A 16,250-nucleotide genomic window follows, 5' to 3' on the forward strand; every position below is an offset into this window, starting at 1 on the left:
TCGCCCGCGATCACGGCCGTCCGGCCACTGGTCCGCAGTGCGGGACGGTCCGCGGACCTGAACCACGCGGGCCGCGCCCGGGCACGGGTTCGCAGACGCTCCACGCTCCACCAGGGACGCTTCGGCGTCCCTTCTTTCTTTCCCCCTCGCGCTTTCCCCCTCGCGTCGACGTGTGTCGGTGTCCGTCGACGTGCGTCGGTGTGTGCCGACCGGCGTCAACTCGCGTACGCCCGACCCCCCTGTCGCATCCCCCTGCCCCGCACCCCTTTTCCCCGGGTGATCAGTGGTGCGGTTAACGTCAGATGTGCCCTGCACCCTCAGCGGTGAAACCGTGTGCGAAAGGTAGAGTCCGGCGGCGTGCACCTCAAGGCCCTGACCCTGCGCGGTTTCAAGTCGTTCGCCTCCGCCACCACGCTGCGCTTCGAGCCGGGGATCACCTGCGTCGTCGGCCCCAACGGGTCGGGCAAGTCCAATGTGGTGGACGCGCTCTCCTGGGTCATGGGCGAACAGGGGGCCAAGTCGTTGCGCGGCGGCAAGATGGAGGACGTGATCTTCGCCGGGACGACCGGCCGCCCGCCGCTCGGCCGCGCCGAAGTCTCGCTGACCATCGACAACTCGGACGGCGCGCTGCCCATCGAGTACGCCGAGGTGACGATCACCCGGATCATGTTCCGCAACGGCGGCAGCGAGTACCAGATCAACGGCGACACCTGCCGGCTGCTCGACATCCAGGAACTCCTCTCCGACTCCGGCATCGGTCGCGAGATGCATGTCATCGTCGGACAGGGTCAGTTGGACTCCGTCCTGCACGCCGACCCGATGGGCCGCAGGGCGTTCATCGAGGAAGCGGCCGGAGTCCTCAAACACCGCAGGCGCAAGGAGAAGGCGCTGCGGAAACTCGACGCGATGGGCGCCAACCTCGCCCGCGTCCAGGACCTCACCGAGGAACTCCGCAGACAGCTCAAGCCACTCGGCCGGCAGGCCGCCGTCGCCCGGCGGGCCGCGGTCATCCAGGCCGACCTGCGCGACGCACGGCTGCGGCTGCTCGCGGACGACCTGGTGACCCTGCGGAACGCGCTGCGCGAGGAGATCGCCGACGAGGCGGAGCTGAAACGCCGCAAGGAGTCCGCCGAGGCGCGCCTCAAGGAGGCACTGGCCCGCGAGACCGGGCTGGAGGACGAGGTCCGCCGCCTCGCCCCGCGCCTCCAACGCGCCCAGCAGAGCTGGTACGAGCTGTCGCAACTGGCCGAACGCGTCAGGGGCACGGTCTCGCTCGCCGACGCCCGGGTGAAGAGCGCCGCCGCCGCACCCGAGGAGGAGCGGCGCGGACGGGACCCCGAGGAGCTGGAGCGCGAGGCCGCCCGGATCCGCGAGCAGGAAGCGGAGTTGACCGCCGCCCTGGAGGCCGCGGAACACGCGCTGGAGGACACCGCCGCCCACCGGGCCGAGCTGGAACGCGAACTGGCGTCCGAGGAGCGCCGGCTCAAGGACGCCGCGCGGGCCCTGGCGGACCGCAGGGAAGGCCTCGCCCGCCTCGGCGGCCAGGTCAACGCCGCCCGCAGCCGGGCCGCCGCCGCCCAGGCCGAGATCGACCGCCTCGCCGACTCCCGTGACGGGGCGCGCGAACGGGCCGCCGCGGCCCAGGAGGAGTACGAGCAGCTCAAGGCCGAGGTCGACGGACTCGACGCGGACGACGACCGGTTGGCCGAAGAGCACGCGAACGCGCGGCGGGACCTCGCGGCGGCGCAGACCGCGCACGGCGCGGCGCGCGACGCCGCGACCGAGGCGGAGCGGGGCCGGGCCGCCACCGCGGCCCGCCGCGACGCCCTCGCGCTCGGGCTGCGCCGCAAGGACGGCACCGGGGTGCTGCTCGGTGCGGGGGACCGGCTGGCCGGACTGCTCGGTCCGGCGTCCCGCCTCCTCGACGTGGAGCCCGGGTACGAGGTGGCGGTGGCCGCCGCACTCGGAGCGGCGGCCGACGCGGTCGCGGTGACCGGTACCGCCACGGCCGCCGAGGCGATCCGGTTGCTCCGCGCGCAGGACGCGGGCCGCGCCGCACTGCTGCTCGGGGGCACGGAGCCGCTCGCGGACCCGGAGGCGCCCGGTGGTGCGGACGGGGACGCCGGGCGGGTTCCGGCGCAGGGCGGCGACCACGCGCCGGGACGCCCGGCCGGAGTTCCCCCGCAGGCCGTCGCCGCCGCGTCGGCCGTCCCCGTGTCCGTATCCCCCGGTGAGCCGGACGGCGGCGCGGGCACCGGTACGGGTACGGCGGGTGCGGGGGCGTACGACACCGGCACGGGGGTCCGTACCGGCACCGCCCGGCCGCTCGCCGGGCTCGTGCGCGCGCCGGGCGGGCTCATGGACGCCGTACGGACGCTGACCCGGGACATGGTCGTGGTGGCGACGCTGGAGGACGCCGAGCGGCTCGTCGCCGCCGAACCGGGACTCACCGCCGTCACCGGCGAGGGCGATGTGCTCTCCGCCCACTTCGCGCACGGCGGTTCAGCCGGGGCGCCCAGCCTGCTGGAGGTGCAGGCATCCGTCGACGAGGCGGCCGCCGAGCTGGACGCGCTCGTCGTGCGCTGCGAGGAACTCGCCGAGGCCCAGCGCCTGGCGGGCGAGCGGCGGAAGGAAGCAGCCGCCCGCGCCGAGGCGCTGGAGGAGCGCCGCAGGACGGCTGACAGGGAGAAGTCCCAGGTGGCCCAGCAACTCGGCCGGCTCGCCGGACAGGCGCGGGGCGCGGCGGGCGAGGCCGAACGGACCGCCTCCTCCGCCGCCCGCGCCCAGGAAGCGCTGGAGCGGGCCACCGAGGAGGCCGAGGTGCTGGCCGAACGGCTGCTGGTCGCCGAGGAGACGCCCCTGGAGGAGGAACCGGACACCGCGCGGCGCGACCGGCTCGCGGCGGACGGCGCCAACGCCCGCCAGACCGAGATGGAGGCCCGCCTCCAGGTCCGTACCCACGAGGAGCGGGTGAAGGGCCTCGCGGGCCGGGCCGACTCCCTCGACCGGGGAGCCAGGGCCGAACGCGAGGCCCGCGTCCGCGCCGAGCAGCGCCGCGCCCGGCTCCGCCACGAGGCGTCGGTGGCCGCTGCCGTGGCCTCGGGTGCCCGCCAGTTGCTCGCGCACGTCGAGGTGTCCGTCGTACGGGCGCAGGAGGAGCGGGCGGCGGCCGAGGCGGCGAAGGCCGAGGGGGAGAACGCCCTCTTCGCCGCCCGCGCCGAGGGCCGGGACCTCAAGGGGGAGCTGGACAAGCTCACCGACTCGGTCCACCGGGGCGAGGTTCTGGGCGCCGAGAAGCGGATGCGCATGGAGCAGCTGGAGGCGAAGGCGCTGGAGGAGCTGGGGGTGGAGCCGACGGCGCTGGAGGCCGAGTACGGCCCCGACCAGCCGGTGCCCCCGTCACCCCCGGCCGAGGGCGAGGAGCTGCCCGAGGACCCGGAACACCCGCGCAACCAGCCCCGTCCCTTCGCCCGGGCCGAGCAGGAGAAGCGGCTGAAGTCGGCCGAACGGGCGTACCAGCAACTCGGAAAGGTGAACCCGCTCGCGCTGGAGGAGTTCTCCGCGCTGGAGGAGCGGCACCAGTTCCTCGCCGAGCAGCTCGACGACCTGAGGAAGACCCGGGCCGACCTCCTCCAGGTCGTGAAGGAGGTCGACGAGCGGGTCGAGCGGGTCTTCACCGAGGCGTACCGGGACACCGCCCGCGAGTTCGAGGGCGTCTTCTCCCGGCTCTTCCCGGGCGGTGACGGACGGCTGATCCTCACCGATCCCGAGCACATGCTCACCACCGGCGTGGACGTGGAGGCCCGCCCGCCGGGCAAGAAGGTGAAGCGTCTGTCGCTGCTCTCCGGCGGTGAGCGTTCCCTGACGGCGGTGGCCCTGCTGGTCGCCATCTTCAAGGCCAGGCCGAGCCCGTTCTACGTCATGGACGAGGTGGAGGCGGCTCTCGACGACACCAATCTCCAGCGGCTCATCCGCATCATGGAAGAGCTCCAGGAAAGCTCCCAGCTGATCGTGATCACGCACCAGAAGCGGACGATGGAGGTCGCCGACGCGCTGTACGGGGTTTCCATGCAGGGTGACGGTGTATCGAAAGTCATCAGTCAGCGTCTTCGCTGAATCTTCACGTAATTCCCCGGGCTGCTTCACGCGAATGGAGGATACCCGGGTAGGTGTCGACTTTCGTACGAGCCCGAATTCAATGAGTGAACGGATGATCTCCGGCGCATCCCCTGCGTATTCAAGTGGTGGCGAACGGTTTCGTATGCGCCACTTAAAGGGCTCATCCGTCCACGTCTGACATTGCGGGCAGGCACCAGGAGTTCATGTGACCAGCAGAGTGCAAGGACCGGAGTCCGGAGCCAGGGGGGCTCACCCGGACCACATCGGGCACGTCATCTTCATCACGGCCGCCGCCGCGATGGGCGGTTTCCTGTTCGGCTACGACAGTTCGGTGATCAACGGGGCCGTCGAGGCCATCCGTGACCGGTACGACATCGGGTCGGGAACCCTCGCCCAGGTCATCGCCATCGCGCTGATCGGCTGTGCCATCGGTGCCGCGACGGCGGGACGCATCGCCGACCGCATCGGCCGTATCCGGTGCATGCAGATCGCCGCGGTGCTCTTCACGGTCAGCGCGGTGGGTTCGGCGCTCCCCTTCGCGCTCTGGGACCTGGCGATGTGGCGCATCATCGGCGGCTTCGGCATCGGCATGGCCTCCGTCATCGGCCCCGCCTACATCGCCGAGGTCTCGCCGCCCGCCTACCGCGGCCGTCTCGGCTCCTTCCAGCAGGCCGCGATCGTCATCGGCATCGCCATCTCGCAGCTGGTCAACTACGGCATCCTCCAGATCGCCGACGGCGACCAGCGCGGCAAGATCGGCGGGCTGGAGGCATGGCAGTGGATGCTCGGCGTGATGGTGGTGCCCGCGGTCCTGTACGGGCTGCTCTCCTTCGCCATCCCGGAGTCGCCCCGCTACCTGATCTCGGTCGGGAAGAAGGAACGGGCCCGCAAGATCCTCTCCGAGGTGGAGGGGAAGAACGTCGACCTGGACGCCCGCGTCACCGAGATCGAGACGGCGATGCACCGCGAGCACAAGTCCTCCTTCAAGGACCTGCTGGGCAGCCGCTTCGGCTTCCTGCCCATCGTCTGGGTCGGTATCGGACTGTCGATCTTCCAGCAGCTCGTCGGCATCAACGTCGCCTTCTACTACTCGGCGACGCTGTGGCAGTCGGTCGGCATCGACCCGACGGACTCGTTCTTCTACTCGTTCACGACCTCGATCGTGAACATCATCGGTACGGTCATCGCGATGGTCCTGGTCGACCGGGTCGGCCGCAAACCGCTCGCCCTCACCGGCTCCGTCGGCATGGCCATCGCCCTTGCCTTCGAGGCGTGGGCCTTCTCCGCCAAGCTGGTCGACGGGAAGCTGCCCAACACCGAAGGCACCGTGGCGCTGATCGCCGCCCACGTCTTCGTGCTCTTCTTCGCCCTCTCCTGGGGTGTCATCGTCTGGGTCTTCCTCGGCGAGATGTTCCCCAACCGCATCCGTGCGGCGGCACTGGGCGTCGCGGCGTCCGCGCAGTGGATCGCCAACTGGGCGATCACCGCGAGCTTCCCGAGCCTGGCGGACTGGAACCTCTCGGGGACGTACATCATCTACACCTGCTTCGCCGCCCTCTCGATCCCCTTCGTGGTGCTGTTCGTGAAGGAGACCAAGGGCAAGGCCCTGGAGGAGATGGGCTGACCGCCCGCACCGTCTTCCCCACGGGGCACCCGCCCGCACCGTCCTCCCGACGGCTGCCCCGTCCGTACCGCCCGCCCGCCCGCCCCCGCTGCCCCGGCTCCGGCCGGGGCAGCGGCGTTCCCGGGGCGTTCCCGGGGCCGTGTCCCCGCTCACCCCATGACGGCCAAAAGGTGCAAAGTGGGGCATCGGCTGCGAAGGGGGCGTCCGAGGCAGCTCCCGTGCCCCGACCGTGGCCGATACTGGACGGGTTATGGAAATCCTCATCCTTGCTGTAGTCATCGCCCTGGTCGCTGTCGGCCTGATCAGCGGGCTCGTGGTCAGCAGCCGCAAGAAGAAGCAGCTGCCGCCCTCGGCGCCGTCGAGCACGCCGACCATCACTCCTCCCGCCGAACCCCGTGTCGGTGAGGAGTCCGAGGCGCCGCGCGACGAAGCGCGGCGCACCATCGAGGAGGCCGGAACCCCGGACACCGGGGCCCCCGCCGAGGAGGCCCCGTCCGCCGCCGAGGAGGCCCCCGCTCTCGACGTCCCCGAGCCCACCGCGGGCCGTCTCGTACGGCTCCGGGCCCGGCTCGCCCGCTCGCAGAACTCCCTCGGCAAGGGGCTGCTCACGCTCCTGTCCCGGGACAACCTCGACGAGGACACCTGGGAGGAGATCGAGGACACCCTCCTCACCGCCGACGTCGGCGTCACTCCCACCCAGGAGCTCGTCGAGCGGCTGCGCGAACGCGTCCGGGTGCTCGGTACCCGTACGCCCGAGGAGCTCCGCGCGCTGCTGCGTGAAGAGCTGATCACCCTGCTGGGCCCCGACTTCGACCGTGAGGTCAAGGCCGAGGGCGGCGCCGAGACCCCGGGCGTCGTCATGGTCGTCGGCGTCAACGGCACCGGCAAGACCACCACCACCGGCAAGCTCGCCCGCGTGCTCGTGGCGGACGGCCGCAGCGTGGTCCTCGGCGCGGCCGACACCTTCCGTGCCGCCGCCGCCGACCAGCTCCAGACCTGGGGCGAGCGCGTGGGAGCGCGTACGGTACGCGGCCCCGAGGGCGGCGACCCCGCGTCGATCGCCTTCGACGCCGTGAAGGAAGGCATCGCCGAGGGCGCGGACGTCGTGCTCATCGACACGGCCGGCCGGCTGCACACCAAGACCGGCCTGATGGACGAGCTCGGCAAGGTCAAGCGCGTCGTGGAGAAGCACGGCCCGCTCGACGAGATCCTGCTGGTGCTCGACGCCACCACCGGCCAGAACGGCCTGGTCCAGGCCCGGGTCTTCGCCGAGGTCGTGGACATCACCGGCATCGTCCTGACCAAGCTCGACGGCACCGCCAAGGGCGGCATCGTCATCGCCGTCCAGCGTGAGCTGGGCGTCCCGGTGAAGCTCATCGGGCTCGGCGAGGGTCCGGACGACCTGGCCCCGTTCGAGCCGGGCGCCTTCGTGGACGCGCTGATCGGCGACTGACCGCTCTCCGTATCCCGCACGCACGCCGATGGGCGGCGGCCCCGACCGGGGACCGCCGCCCATCGGCGTTTCCTGGTGGCTTCAGGTGCGGTGGCAGCTGTACGCCAGGGTGCCCAGCAGCAGCCGGGCCGGCGGGGGAGCGGCCGCCGTGTCCAGGGCCGGGGGGCGCAGCCAGCGCACCGGGCCGAGGCCGCCGAGGTCGCAGGGCGGCGCGGTGATGTGGGTGCCCGGCCCGAGGGCGCGCAGGTCCAGCGGGGCGTCGTCCCAGCCCATCCGGTACAGCAGCTCCGGAAGCTGGGCGGCGGCTCCGGGGGCGACGAAGAACTGGGCCCGGCCGTCCGGGGTCACCGCCACCGGGCCGAGCGGCAGCCCCATCCGCTCCAGCCGGACCAGCGCCCGCCGGCCGGCCGCCTCCGCCACTTCCAGGATGTCGAAGGCGCGGCCCACCGGCAGCATCATCGAGGCTCCCGGAACCTCGGCCCAGGCGCACGCCGCGTCGTCCAGGGAGGCTCCGGCGGGAACTTCGCGGGCGGACTCCAGCGGATGGGCGCCGGGTGCGGCGCAGCGCCGGTCGCCGCAGGAGCAGGAGCCGGTCCGTGCGCGGGCCCCGGGGCGTACGGCCCATCCCCACAGTCCCGTGTACTCCGCCACGGCCGTGCTCCCGGCCGTACGGTCGCGTCGCCGCGACCCGGACCGCCGCTCGCGGATGCCGCCGATCGTGAAGCCCATGCCCCCTCCAACGGGTCCGACGCGCCGATGGTTACGTGACGGCGGGTCCCGCGATCCGGCAGCCCGCCCGTGGTCGCCCCGAATGGGCGGCGCACTGGAGCGCTCGGTGGTGGTGCGAGCCGATCCGCACCACCCTGAACACTCCTTCGCGCCCCTGTTGTTCGGCGCCTGTCAAGTCAAGCGCGCCTTGCCCCGGACGGGTTCGAGCGAGGGGGTGGCGAATGGTGGCGTTTCTGAATTCGCCCTCGCGATGAGGGTGATCGTAGGATTACCGTCGGTACACGGACTCTGGAAGTATGAGCACCCACGGGTATGCCGGTGGCAACCCGATTTCTTGTTCGATGACGGGCAACTTCCGTACGGGCGGTACCGGGTTACGGCATTCTGGGACAGCCCTTTGCTGGGCAGAGGTTCGCGCGAAGAGGTTTCGGCGAGAGTGGGGGCGTACCGGTGAGTGGCAGTGGCGCAGGCGATACGAATGCCGGAAAGCGCCCCAACGGGCAATTGGGATCATGGTTCGTGCGCAGCGGCTGGTCCAAGGGCGAGCTCGCGCGCCAGGTCAACCGGCGGGCCCGCCAGATGGGCGCCCACCACATCAGCACCGACACCTCGCGCGTGCGGCGCTGGCTCGACGGCGAACAGCCCCGCGAGCCGATCCCCCGCATCCTGTCCGAGCTCTTCTCGGAGCGCTTCGGCAGCGTCGTCGCCGTGGAGGACCTCGGACTGAGGACCGCCCACCAGTCGCCCTCCGTGTCGGGGGTGGACCTGCCCTGGGCGGGCCCGCAGACCGTCGCCCTGCTCAGTGAGTTCTCCCGCAGCGACCTGATGCTCGCCCGCCGCGGCTTCCTCGGCTCCTCGCTCCAGCTCGCCGCGGGACCGTCGCTGATCGAGCCCATGCAGCGCTGGCTGGTGCCCGTCACCCCCGTCGGACAGGCCGAACCCGAATCGCCCGCGGCCGCCCGCCGCCCGTCCCGCCTCTCCAAGCCCGAACTCGACCTGCTGGAGTCCACCACGGCGATGTTCCGCCAGTGGGACGCGCAGTGCGGCGGCGGACTGCGCCGCAAGGCCGTCGTCGGTCAACTCCACGAGGTAACCGACCTGTTGCAGGAACCCCAGCCGGCCGCCACCGCCGTCCGGCTCTTCAGATGCGCGGCCGAACTCGCCGAACTGGCGGGCTGGATGAGCTACGACGTCGGTCTCCAGCCCACCGCCCAGAAGTACTTCGTCCTCGCCCTGCACGCGGCGAAGGAGGCCGGTGACAAGTCGCTGGGCTCGTACATCCTCTCCAGCATGAGCCGCCAGATGATCCACCTCGGCCGCCCGGACGACGCCCTGGAGCTCATCCACCTCGCCCAGTACGGCAGCCGTGAATGCTCCACGGCCCGCACCCAGGCGATGCTGTATGCGATGGAGGCCCGCGCCTACGCCAACATGGGCCAGCCCGGAAAGTGCAAGCGCGCGGTCCGCATGGCCGAGGACACCTTCCTCGACGCGGGTCTGGACGGCGAGCCCGAGCCCGACTGGATCAAGTTCTTCTCCGAGGCCGAACTCAACGGCGAGAACGCCCACTCCTACCGTGACCTGGCCTATGTCGCCGGCCGCAGCCCCACGTACGCCTCGCTCGCCGAACCCGTCATGGCCAGGGCCGTCAAGTACTTCTCCGAGGACGACGAGCACTACCGCAGTTACGCGCTCAACCTCATCGGCATGGCCACCGTCCATCTGCTCCAGCGCGAGCCCGAGCAGGCCACGGTGCTGGCCGGCCAGGCGCTGGAAGTCGCCAAGCGGGTCCGCTCCGAGCGCGTCAACACCCGTCTGCGCAAGACCGTCGACGCCGCTGCCAGGGACTTCGGTGACGTGGCCGACGTCGCGCACCTCACCGAGGTGCTCAGCGAGCAGCTGCCGGAGACCGCCGAAGCGGTCTGACCAGGGATCGAGCCGGAAAAAGTGCCGTCCGCCCGGAGGGCGGGCGGCACTTTCGGCACACGCTCCGGACCCCGCGCCCACCGGCCGCGGCGACCACTCCGCACCACCGGCCGGGCTCTTCCGCGCCAGGCCGGAGGGGTCCGCCGTGGCCGGTTCGCGTGTCGCGGGACTTCAACCGCACCGTATGCGGCATGGACCGCATGGTAGGCGGGACACCGGTTACGTCGCTCCGGGTTCATGCCGACGTAACACTCCCGGCGGCTTCGTCACTGCGGCGAAACACCGAGCGGCATCCGTGGAAACGGCGCTCCGCCAATCTCATGGCGCATAAGGCCCGCACCTTTTCCCAGTGGTCCCGCAGCCTTCCCCCGCACGCCGCGGCCGCTCCGACGACGAGGAGACGCCGATGCCCCCAGGCATCACGACGCTTGCCGCAGACACCCCTCAGCTGTCTGCCGCCAACACCGGGTTCATGCTCATCTGCTCGGCCCTGGTGATGCTCATGACCCCGGCCCTGGCCTTCTTCTACGGAGGCATGGTCCGCGTCAAGAGCAGCCTGAACATGCTGATGATGAGCTTCATCAGCCTCGGGATCGTGACGATCCTGTGGGTGCTCTACGGATTCAGCCTCGCGTTCGGCACCGACTCCGGCTCCATCATCGGCTGGTCCTCCGACTACGTCGGACTCAGCGGCATCGGTCTGACCGAGCTCTGGGACGGCTACACCATCCCGGTGTACGTCTTCGCCGTCTTCCAGCTGATGTTCGCCATCATCACCCCCGCACTGATCAGCGGCGCCCTCGCCGACCGCGTGAAGTTCACCGCCTGGGCGCTCTTCATCACCCTCTGGGTCACCGTGGTCTACTTCCCGGTCGCCCACTGGGTCTGGGGCGCCGGCGGCTGGCTCTTCGAGCTGGGCGTCATCGACTTCGCCGGCGGTACGGCCGTCCACATCAACGCCGGTGCCGCGGCCCTCGGCGTGATCCTCGTGATCGGCAAGCGCGTCGGCTTCAAGCGTGACCCGATGCGCCCGCACAGCCTGCCGCTCGTCATGCTCGGCGCCGGTCTCCTGTGGTTCGGCTGGTTCGGCTTCAACGCCGGCTCCTGGCTCGGCAACGACGACGGCGTGGGCGCCGTGATGTTCGTCAACACGCAGGTCGCCACCGCCGCCGCGATGCTCGCCTGGCTCGGATACGAGAAGCTGCGCCACGGCTCCTTCACCACCCTCGGTGCCGCCTCCGGCGCCGTCGCCGGCCTCGTCGCCATCACCCCCTCGGGCGGTGCGGTCAGCCCGCTCGGCGCCATCGCCGTCGGTGCGATCGCCGGTGTCCTGTGCGCCATGGCGGTCGGCCTGAAGTACAAGTTCGGCTACGACGACTCGCTCGACGTCGTCGGCGTCCACCTCGTCGGCGGTGTCGTCGGCTCGCTGCTCATCGGCTTCTTCGCCACCGGCGGCGTCCAGTCCGACGCCAAGGGGCTCTTCTACGGCGGCGGTCTCGACCAGCTCGGCAAGCAGGCCGTAGGAGTCTTCTCGGTCCTGGCCTACTCTCTGGTGGTGTCCGCGGTCCTCGCCTTCCTCGTCGACAAGACGATCGGAATGCGGGTCCCCGAGGACGACGAGATCTCCGGCATCGACCAGGTCGAGCACGCCGAGACCGCGTACGACTTCAGCGGAGCCGGCGGCGGCGCGGCCTCCCGTACCGCCGCCCCGGTCCTGGACACCCCGGCAGCTCCGAACAAGAAGGTGGACGCATGAAGCTCATCACGGCGGTCGTGAAGCCCCACCGGCTGGACGAGATCAAGGAGGCCCTCCAGGCCTTCGGCGTCCAGGGGCTGACGGTGACCGAGGCCAGTGGCTACGGACGCCAGCGCGGCCACACCGAGGTCTACCGCGGTGCCGAGTACACCGTCGACCTCGTACCGAAGATCCGCATCGAGGTCCTGGTCGAGGACGAGGACTCCGAAGAACTCATCGACGTCGTCGTGAAGGCCGCACGGACCGGCAAGATCGGTGACGGCAAGGTCTGGAGCGTGCCGGTCGACACGGCGGTCCGGGTACGGACCGGCGAACGCGGCCCGGACGCTCTCTGACACCGACGCCCGTGGAACGGAAGGCAACTGGGTGACGAGTACCGAAGTGACCACCGAATCCGAAGACTCGGGACCCAGCGGCTATGCGGCGGCCCGGCTGCGCCTCCTCCAGCAGGAGACGCGGTCCGGGCCGCCGCGCCGTTCGGCCCTGGCCGGCCTCACCGACGACTGGCTGAACGCCCTCTTCGCCGCCGCCGCCGAACACGCGGGGGTACGCGGCGCCGCCCTCGTCGCGGTCGGCGGCTACGGCCGGGGCGAACTCTCCCCGCGCAGCGACCTCGACCTCCTCCTGCTGCACGACGGTTCGGCCGACGCCGCGGCCGTCTCCGCCCTGGCGGACCGCATCTGGTACCCCGTCTGGGACCTGGGCCTCGCGCTCGACCACTCCGTACGCACCCCGGCGGAGGCCCGCAAGGCCGCCGCCGACGATCTCAAGGTCCACCTCGGCCTGCTGGACGCCCGCGCGGTCGCCGGCGACGTCGGCCTCGTCACCGCCCTGCGCACCCACGTCCTCGCCGACTGGCGCAACCAGGCCCCCAAGCGGCTGCCCGCCCTCCACGAGCTCTGCCAGGAACGGGCCGAACGCATGGGCGAGCTCCAGTTCCTCCTCGAACCCGACCTCAAGGAGGCCCGCGGCGGCCTCCGCGACGCCACCGCCCTGCGCGCCGTCGCCGCCTCCTGGGTGGCCGACGCCCCACGCGAAGGGCTCGTCGAAGCCCGCCGCGTCCTCCTCGACACCCGCGACGCCCTGCACCTCGTGACCGGCAGGGCCACCGACCGGCTCGCCCTCCAGGAACAGGACCAGGTCGCGGCCGCGCTCGGCCTGCTCGACGCCGACGCCCTGCTCCGCCAGGTGTACGAGGCCGCCCGCACCGTCAGTTACGCCTCCGACGTCACCTGGCGCGAGGTCGACCGCGTCCTGCGCGCCCGCTCGATGCGCCCCCGGCTCCGCGCCATGCTCGGCGGCGCCAGGCCCGCCCCCGAACGCACCCCGCTCGCCGAAGGGGTCGTCGAGGCGGACGGCGAGGTCGTCCTCGCCCGCTCGGCGCGCCCCGAGCGCGACCCCGTGCTGACCCTGCGGGCCGCGGCCGCCGCCGCCGAGTCCGGGCTCCCGCTCTCCCGCCACCTCGTACGCCACCTCGCCGGAGCGGCGGCGCCCCTCTCCGTACCCTGGCCCCCCGAGGCCCGCGAGGAGCTGGTCACCCTGCTCGGCGCGGGCGAGGCGACCGTCGGGGTGTGGGAGGCGCTCGAAGCCGAGGGCATCGTCACCCGGCTGCTGCCCGACTGGGAACGGGTCCACTGCCGGCCCCAGCGCAACGCCGTCCACACCTGGACCGTCGACCGCCACCTCGTCGAGACCGCCGTCCGCGCCGCCTCCCTGACCCGCCGGGTCGGGCGCCCCGACCTGCTGCTGGTCGCCGCCCTGCTGCACGACATCGGCAAGGGCTGGCCCGGGGACCACTCCGTGGCCGGTGAGGTCATCGCCCGCGACATGGCCACCCGCATCGGCTTCGACAAGGCCGACGTCGCCGTCGTCGCCACCCTCGTACGGCAGCACCTGCTGCTCATCGAGACCGCGACCCGCCGCGACCTGGACGACCCCGACACCGTCACCGCGGTCGCCGAGGCGGTCGGCTCCCTCTCCACCCTGGAACTGCTCCACGCGCTCACCGAGGCCGACGCGCTGGCCACCGGCCCGGCCGCCTGGAGCACCTGGCGCGCCTCCCTCGTCGACGACCTCGTCGGACGGGTGGCCGCCGTACTGGCCGGAGAGGCACCCGCCGACCCCGGCCCCGCCGTCCCCGACGCCGAACAGGAACGCCTCGCCGTCGAGGCGCTGCGCACCCGCGAGCCCGTCCTCGCCCTGCACACCCAGCCCGAACCGCCCTCCGAGTCGGGCGAACCGGGCCCGGTCGGCGTCGAACTCCTCATCGCGCTGCCGGACCGGCCCGGCGTTCTGCCCGCCGTCGCGGGGGTGCTCGCCCTGCACCGCCTCACCGTCCGCGCCGCCGACCTGCGCGCCGTCGAGCTCCCCACCGAGCTGGGCGAGTCCGCCGACCTGCTGCTGCTGAGCTGGCGGGTGGCCGCCGAGTACGGCTCGCTGCCGCAGGTCTCCCGCCTCCGCGCCGACCTGCTGCGGGTGCTCGACGGGGCGCTCGACATCCAGGCCCGCCTCGCCGAACGGGAGTCCGCCTATCCCCGGCGGCGCGGCATCAAGGCCCCGCCGCCCCGGGTCACGGTCGCGTCCGCCGCCTCCCGGCAGGCCACGGTCATCGAGGTCCGCGCGCAGGACGCCCCGGGGCTGCTGCACCGGATCGGCCAGGCGCTGGAGGACAGCGCGGTACGGGTGCGCTCGGCCCACGTCGCGACGCTCGGCGCCAACGCGGTGGACACCGTCTACGTCACGCGTACCGACGGGACGGTCCTCTCCGACGAGGAGGCCGCCACGGTGGCGAAGTCGCTGGAGGCCGCCCTGCGCTGAGCTGCGGCGGCCCCCGGGCGGGGCACGCCCCGTCTGGGGGCACGCCCCGCCCGCGAGCCCTGCCCGCCGGCCCCTGCTCCGTACCGATCGCCACCGGCGAGGACGGCCGCTCGTCCGGGCCGGATACTCTAGTAGGCGACCTGCCACGCCCCCGACCCTGAGGACCGACGAGCGCCGTGTTCGATACTCTCTCCGACCGCCTTGCCGCGACTTTCAAGAACCTCCGGGGCAAGGGCCGCTTGTCCGAGGCGGACATCGACGCCACGGCTCGCGAGATCCGTATCGCCCTGCTCGAAGCGGACGTCGCGCTTCCGGTGGTCCGTGCCTTCATCGCCAACGTCAAGGAGCGGGCGCGCGGCGCCGAGGTCTCCGGCGCGCTGAACCCGGCCCAGCAGGTCGTCAAGATCGTCAACGAGGAGCTCGTCTCCATCCTCGGCGGGGAGACCCGGCGGCTGCGGTTCGCGAAGAACCCGCCCACCGTGATCATGCTCGCGGGCCTCCAGGGTGCCGGTAAGACCACCCTCGCCGGAAAGCTCGGCCTCTGGCTCAAGGGGCAGGGACACTCCCCGCTCCTCGTCGCCTGTGACCTCCAGCGCCCCAACGCCGTCAACCAGCTGAGCGTCGTCGCCGAGCGCGCGGGCGTCGCCGTGTACGCGCCGGAGCCGGGCAACGGCGTCGGCGACCCGGTGCAGGTGGCGAAGGACTCCATCGAGTTCGCCAAGAACAAGGTCCACGACATCGTCATCGTCGACACCGCGGGCCGCCTCGGTATCGATCAGGAGCTGATGCGCCAGGCCGCGGACATCCGCGACGCCGTCAGCCCGGACGAGATCCTCTTCGTCGTCGACGCGATGATCGGTCAGGACGCGGTCAACACCGCCGAGGCCTTCCGTGACGGCGTCGGCTTCGACGGCGTGGTGCTCTCCAAGCTCGACGGCGACGCCCGCGGTGGTGCCGCCCTGTCGATCGCCCACGTCACGGGCAAGCAGATCATGTTCGCGTCCAACGGCGAGAAGCTCGACGAGTTCGACGCCTTCCACCCGGACCGCATGGCCTCCCGCATCCTCGACATGGGTGACCTGCTCACCCTCATCGAGCAGGCGGAGAAGACGTTCAGCCAGGAAGAGGCCGCCAAAATGGCCTCCAAGCTGGCGTCGAGCAAGGGCAAGGACTTCACGCTCGACGACTTCCTGGCGCAGATGGAGCAGGTCCGCAAGATGGGCTCCATCTCCAAGCTGCTCGGCATGCTGCCCGGCATGGGGCAGATCAAGGACCAGATCGCCAACATCGACGAGCGCGACGTCGACCGCACCGCCGCGATCATCAAGTCGATGACGCCCAAGGAGCGCGCCGAGCCGACCATCATCAACGGCTCGCGCCGGGCCCGTATCGCCAAGGGCTCGGGCGTCGAGGTCTCCGCGGTGAAGAACCTCGTGGAGCGCTTCTTCGAGGCCCGCAAGATGATGTCGCGGATGGCCCAGGGTGGCGGCATGCCCGGAATGCCGGGGATGCCCGGCATGGGTGGCGGCCCCGGCCGTCAGAAGAAGCAGATCAAGCAGGCCAAGGGCAAGCGCAAGAGCGGCAACCCGATGAAGCGCAAGGCCGAGGAGCAGGCCGCCGCGGAGCGCCGCGAGCAGGCGGCCGCCCAGGGCAACGCCTTCGGTGTGCCGGACCAGGGTGCGCCGGGCAAGGACTTCGAGCTGCCGGACGAGTTCAAGAAGTTCATGGGCTGACCGCTGCGGGGCGCCCGTCTCCCGGGCGCCGGCAGTACGTGAGGAGGGGCGCGCACCACGACGGTGCGCGCCCCTTCGGCGTGCCGCGTACGG

9 protein-coding genes are annotated in these 16,250 nt (G+C 71.9%); 8 read left to right on the top strand and 1 reads right to left on the bottom strand.

Annotated features, from left to right (window positions below; genetic code table 11):
* Positions 1 to 357: 357 nt before the first annotated feature.
* From ACWCWD_RS14440 to ftsY, 3 genes are all read left to right on the top strand, one after another.
* Positions 358 to 4,116, top strand: coding sequence for a chromosome segregation SMC family protein (locus ACWCWD_RS14440; RefSeq protein WP_450772897.1), 3,759 nt, complete (start codon positions 358 to 360; stop codon positions 4,114 to 4,116).
* Between the two features lie 208 nt (positions 4,117 to 4,324).
* Positions 4,325 to 5,743, top strand: a complete 1,419-nt coding sequence (locus ACWCWD_RS14445) for a sugar porter family MFS transporter (protein WP_450772899.1) — start codon at positions 4,325 to 4,327, stop codon at positions 5,741 to 5,743.
* Positions 5,744 to 5,993: 250 nt separating this feature from the next.
* Positions 5,994 to 7,196, top strand: a complete 1,203-nt coding sequence (gene ftsY / locus ACWCWD_RS14450) for a signal recognition particle-docking protein FtsY (RefSeq protein WP_450772900.1) — start codon at positions 5,994 to 5,996, stop codon at positions 7,194 to 7,196.
* A gap of 81 nt (positions 7,197 to 7,277) precedes the next feature.
* On the opposite strand, the gene ACWCWD_RS14455 is transcribed toward ftsY, so the two are convergent.
* The gene (locus ACWCWD_RS14455) at positions 7,278 to 7,925 is read right to left on the bottom strand and encodes a bifunctional DNA primase/polymerase (RefSeq protein ID WP_450772902.1); all 648 of its coding nucleotides are present in this window, start codon (positions 7,923 to 7,925) and stop codon (positions 7,278 to 7,280) included.
* 450 nt (positions 7,926 to 8,375) lie between these two features.
* Between ACWCWD_RS14455 and nsdA the strand changes: the two genes are divergently transcribed.
* From nsdA to ffh, 5 genes are all read left to right on the top strand, one after another.
* Complete coding sequence (nsdA, locus tag ACWCWD_RS14460) at positions 8,376 to 9,851, top strand: transcriptional repressor NsdA (protein WP_450772904.1); 1,476 nt, start codon at positions 8,376 to 8,378, stop codon at positions 9,849 to 9,851.
* Between the two features lie 406 nt (positions 9,852 to 10,257).
* Complete coding sequence (locus tag ACWCWD_RS14465; RefSeq protein ID WP_450772906.1) at positions 10,258 to 11,607, top strand: ammonium transporter; 1,350 nt, start codon at positions 10,258 to 10,260, stop codon at positions 11,605 to 11,607.
* Positions 11,604 to 11,942: a P-II family nitrogen regulator gene (locus ACWCWD_RS14470; RefSeq protein ID WP_450772908.1), complete on the top strand. Its 339-nt coding sequence runs from the start codon at positions 11,604 to 11,606 to the stop codon at positions 11,940 to 11,942. The genes ACWCWD_RS14465 and ACWCWD_RS14470 overlap by 4 nt, the downstream gene beginning before the upstream one ends.
* Before the next feature lie 31 nt (positions 11,943 to 11,973).
* Entirely contained in the window at positions 11,974 to 14,424 is a 2,451-nt protein-coding gene (locus ACWCWD_RS14475; protein WP_450772910.1) for a [protein-PII] uridylyltransferase, read from the top strand.
* A gap of 176 nt (positions 14,425 to 14,600) precedes the next feature.
* A complete protein-coding gene (gene ffh, locus ACWCWD_RS14480) occupies positions 14,601 to 16,157 on the top strand; it encodes a signal recognition particle protein (protein WP_327178228.1) in 1,557 nt (518 codons plus the stop codon).
* Positions 16,158 to 16,250 lie beyond the last annotated feature (93 nt).

It is taken from the genome of Streptomyces sp. NPDC001493 (genome assembly GCF_053597235.1).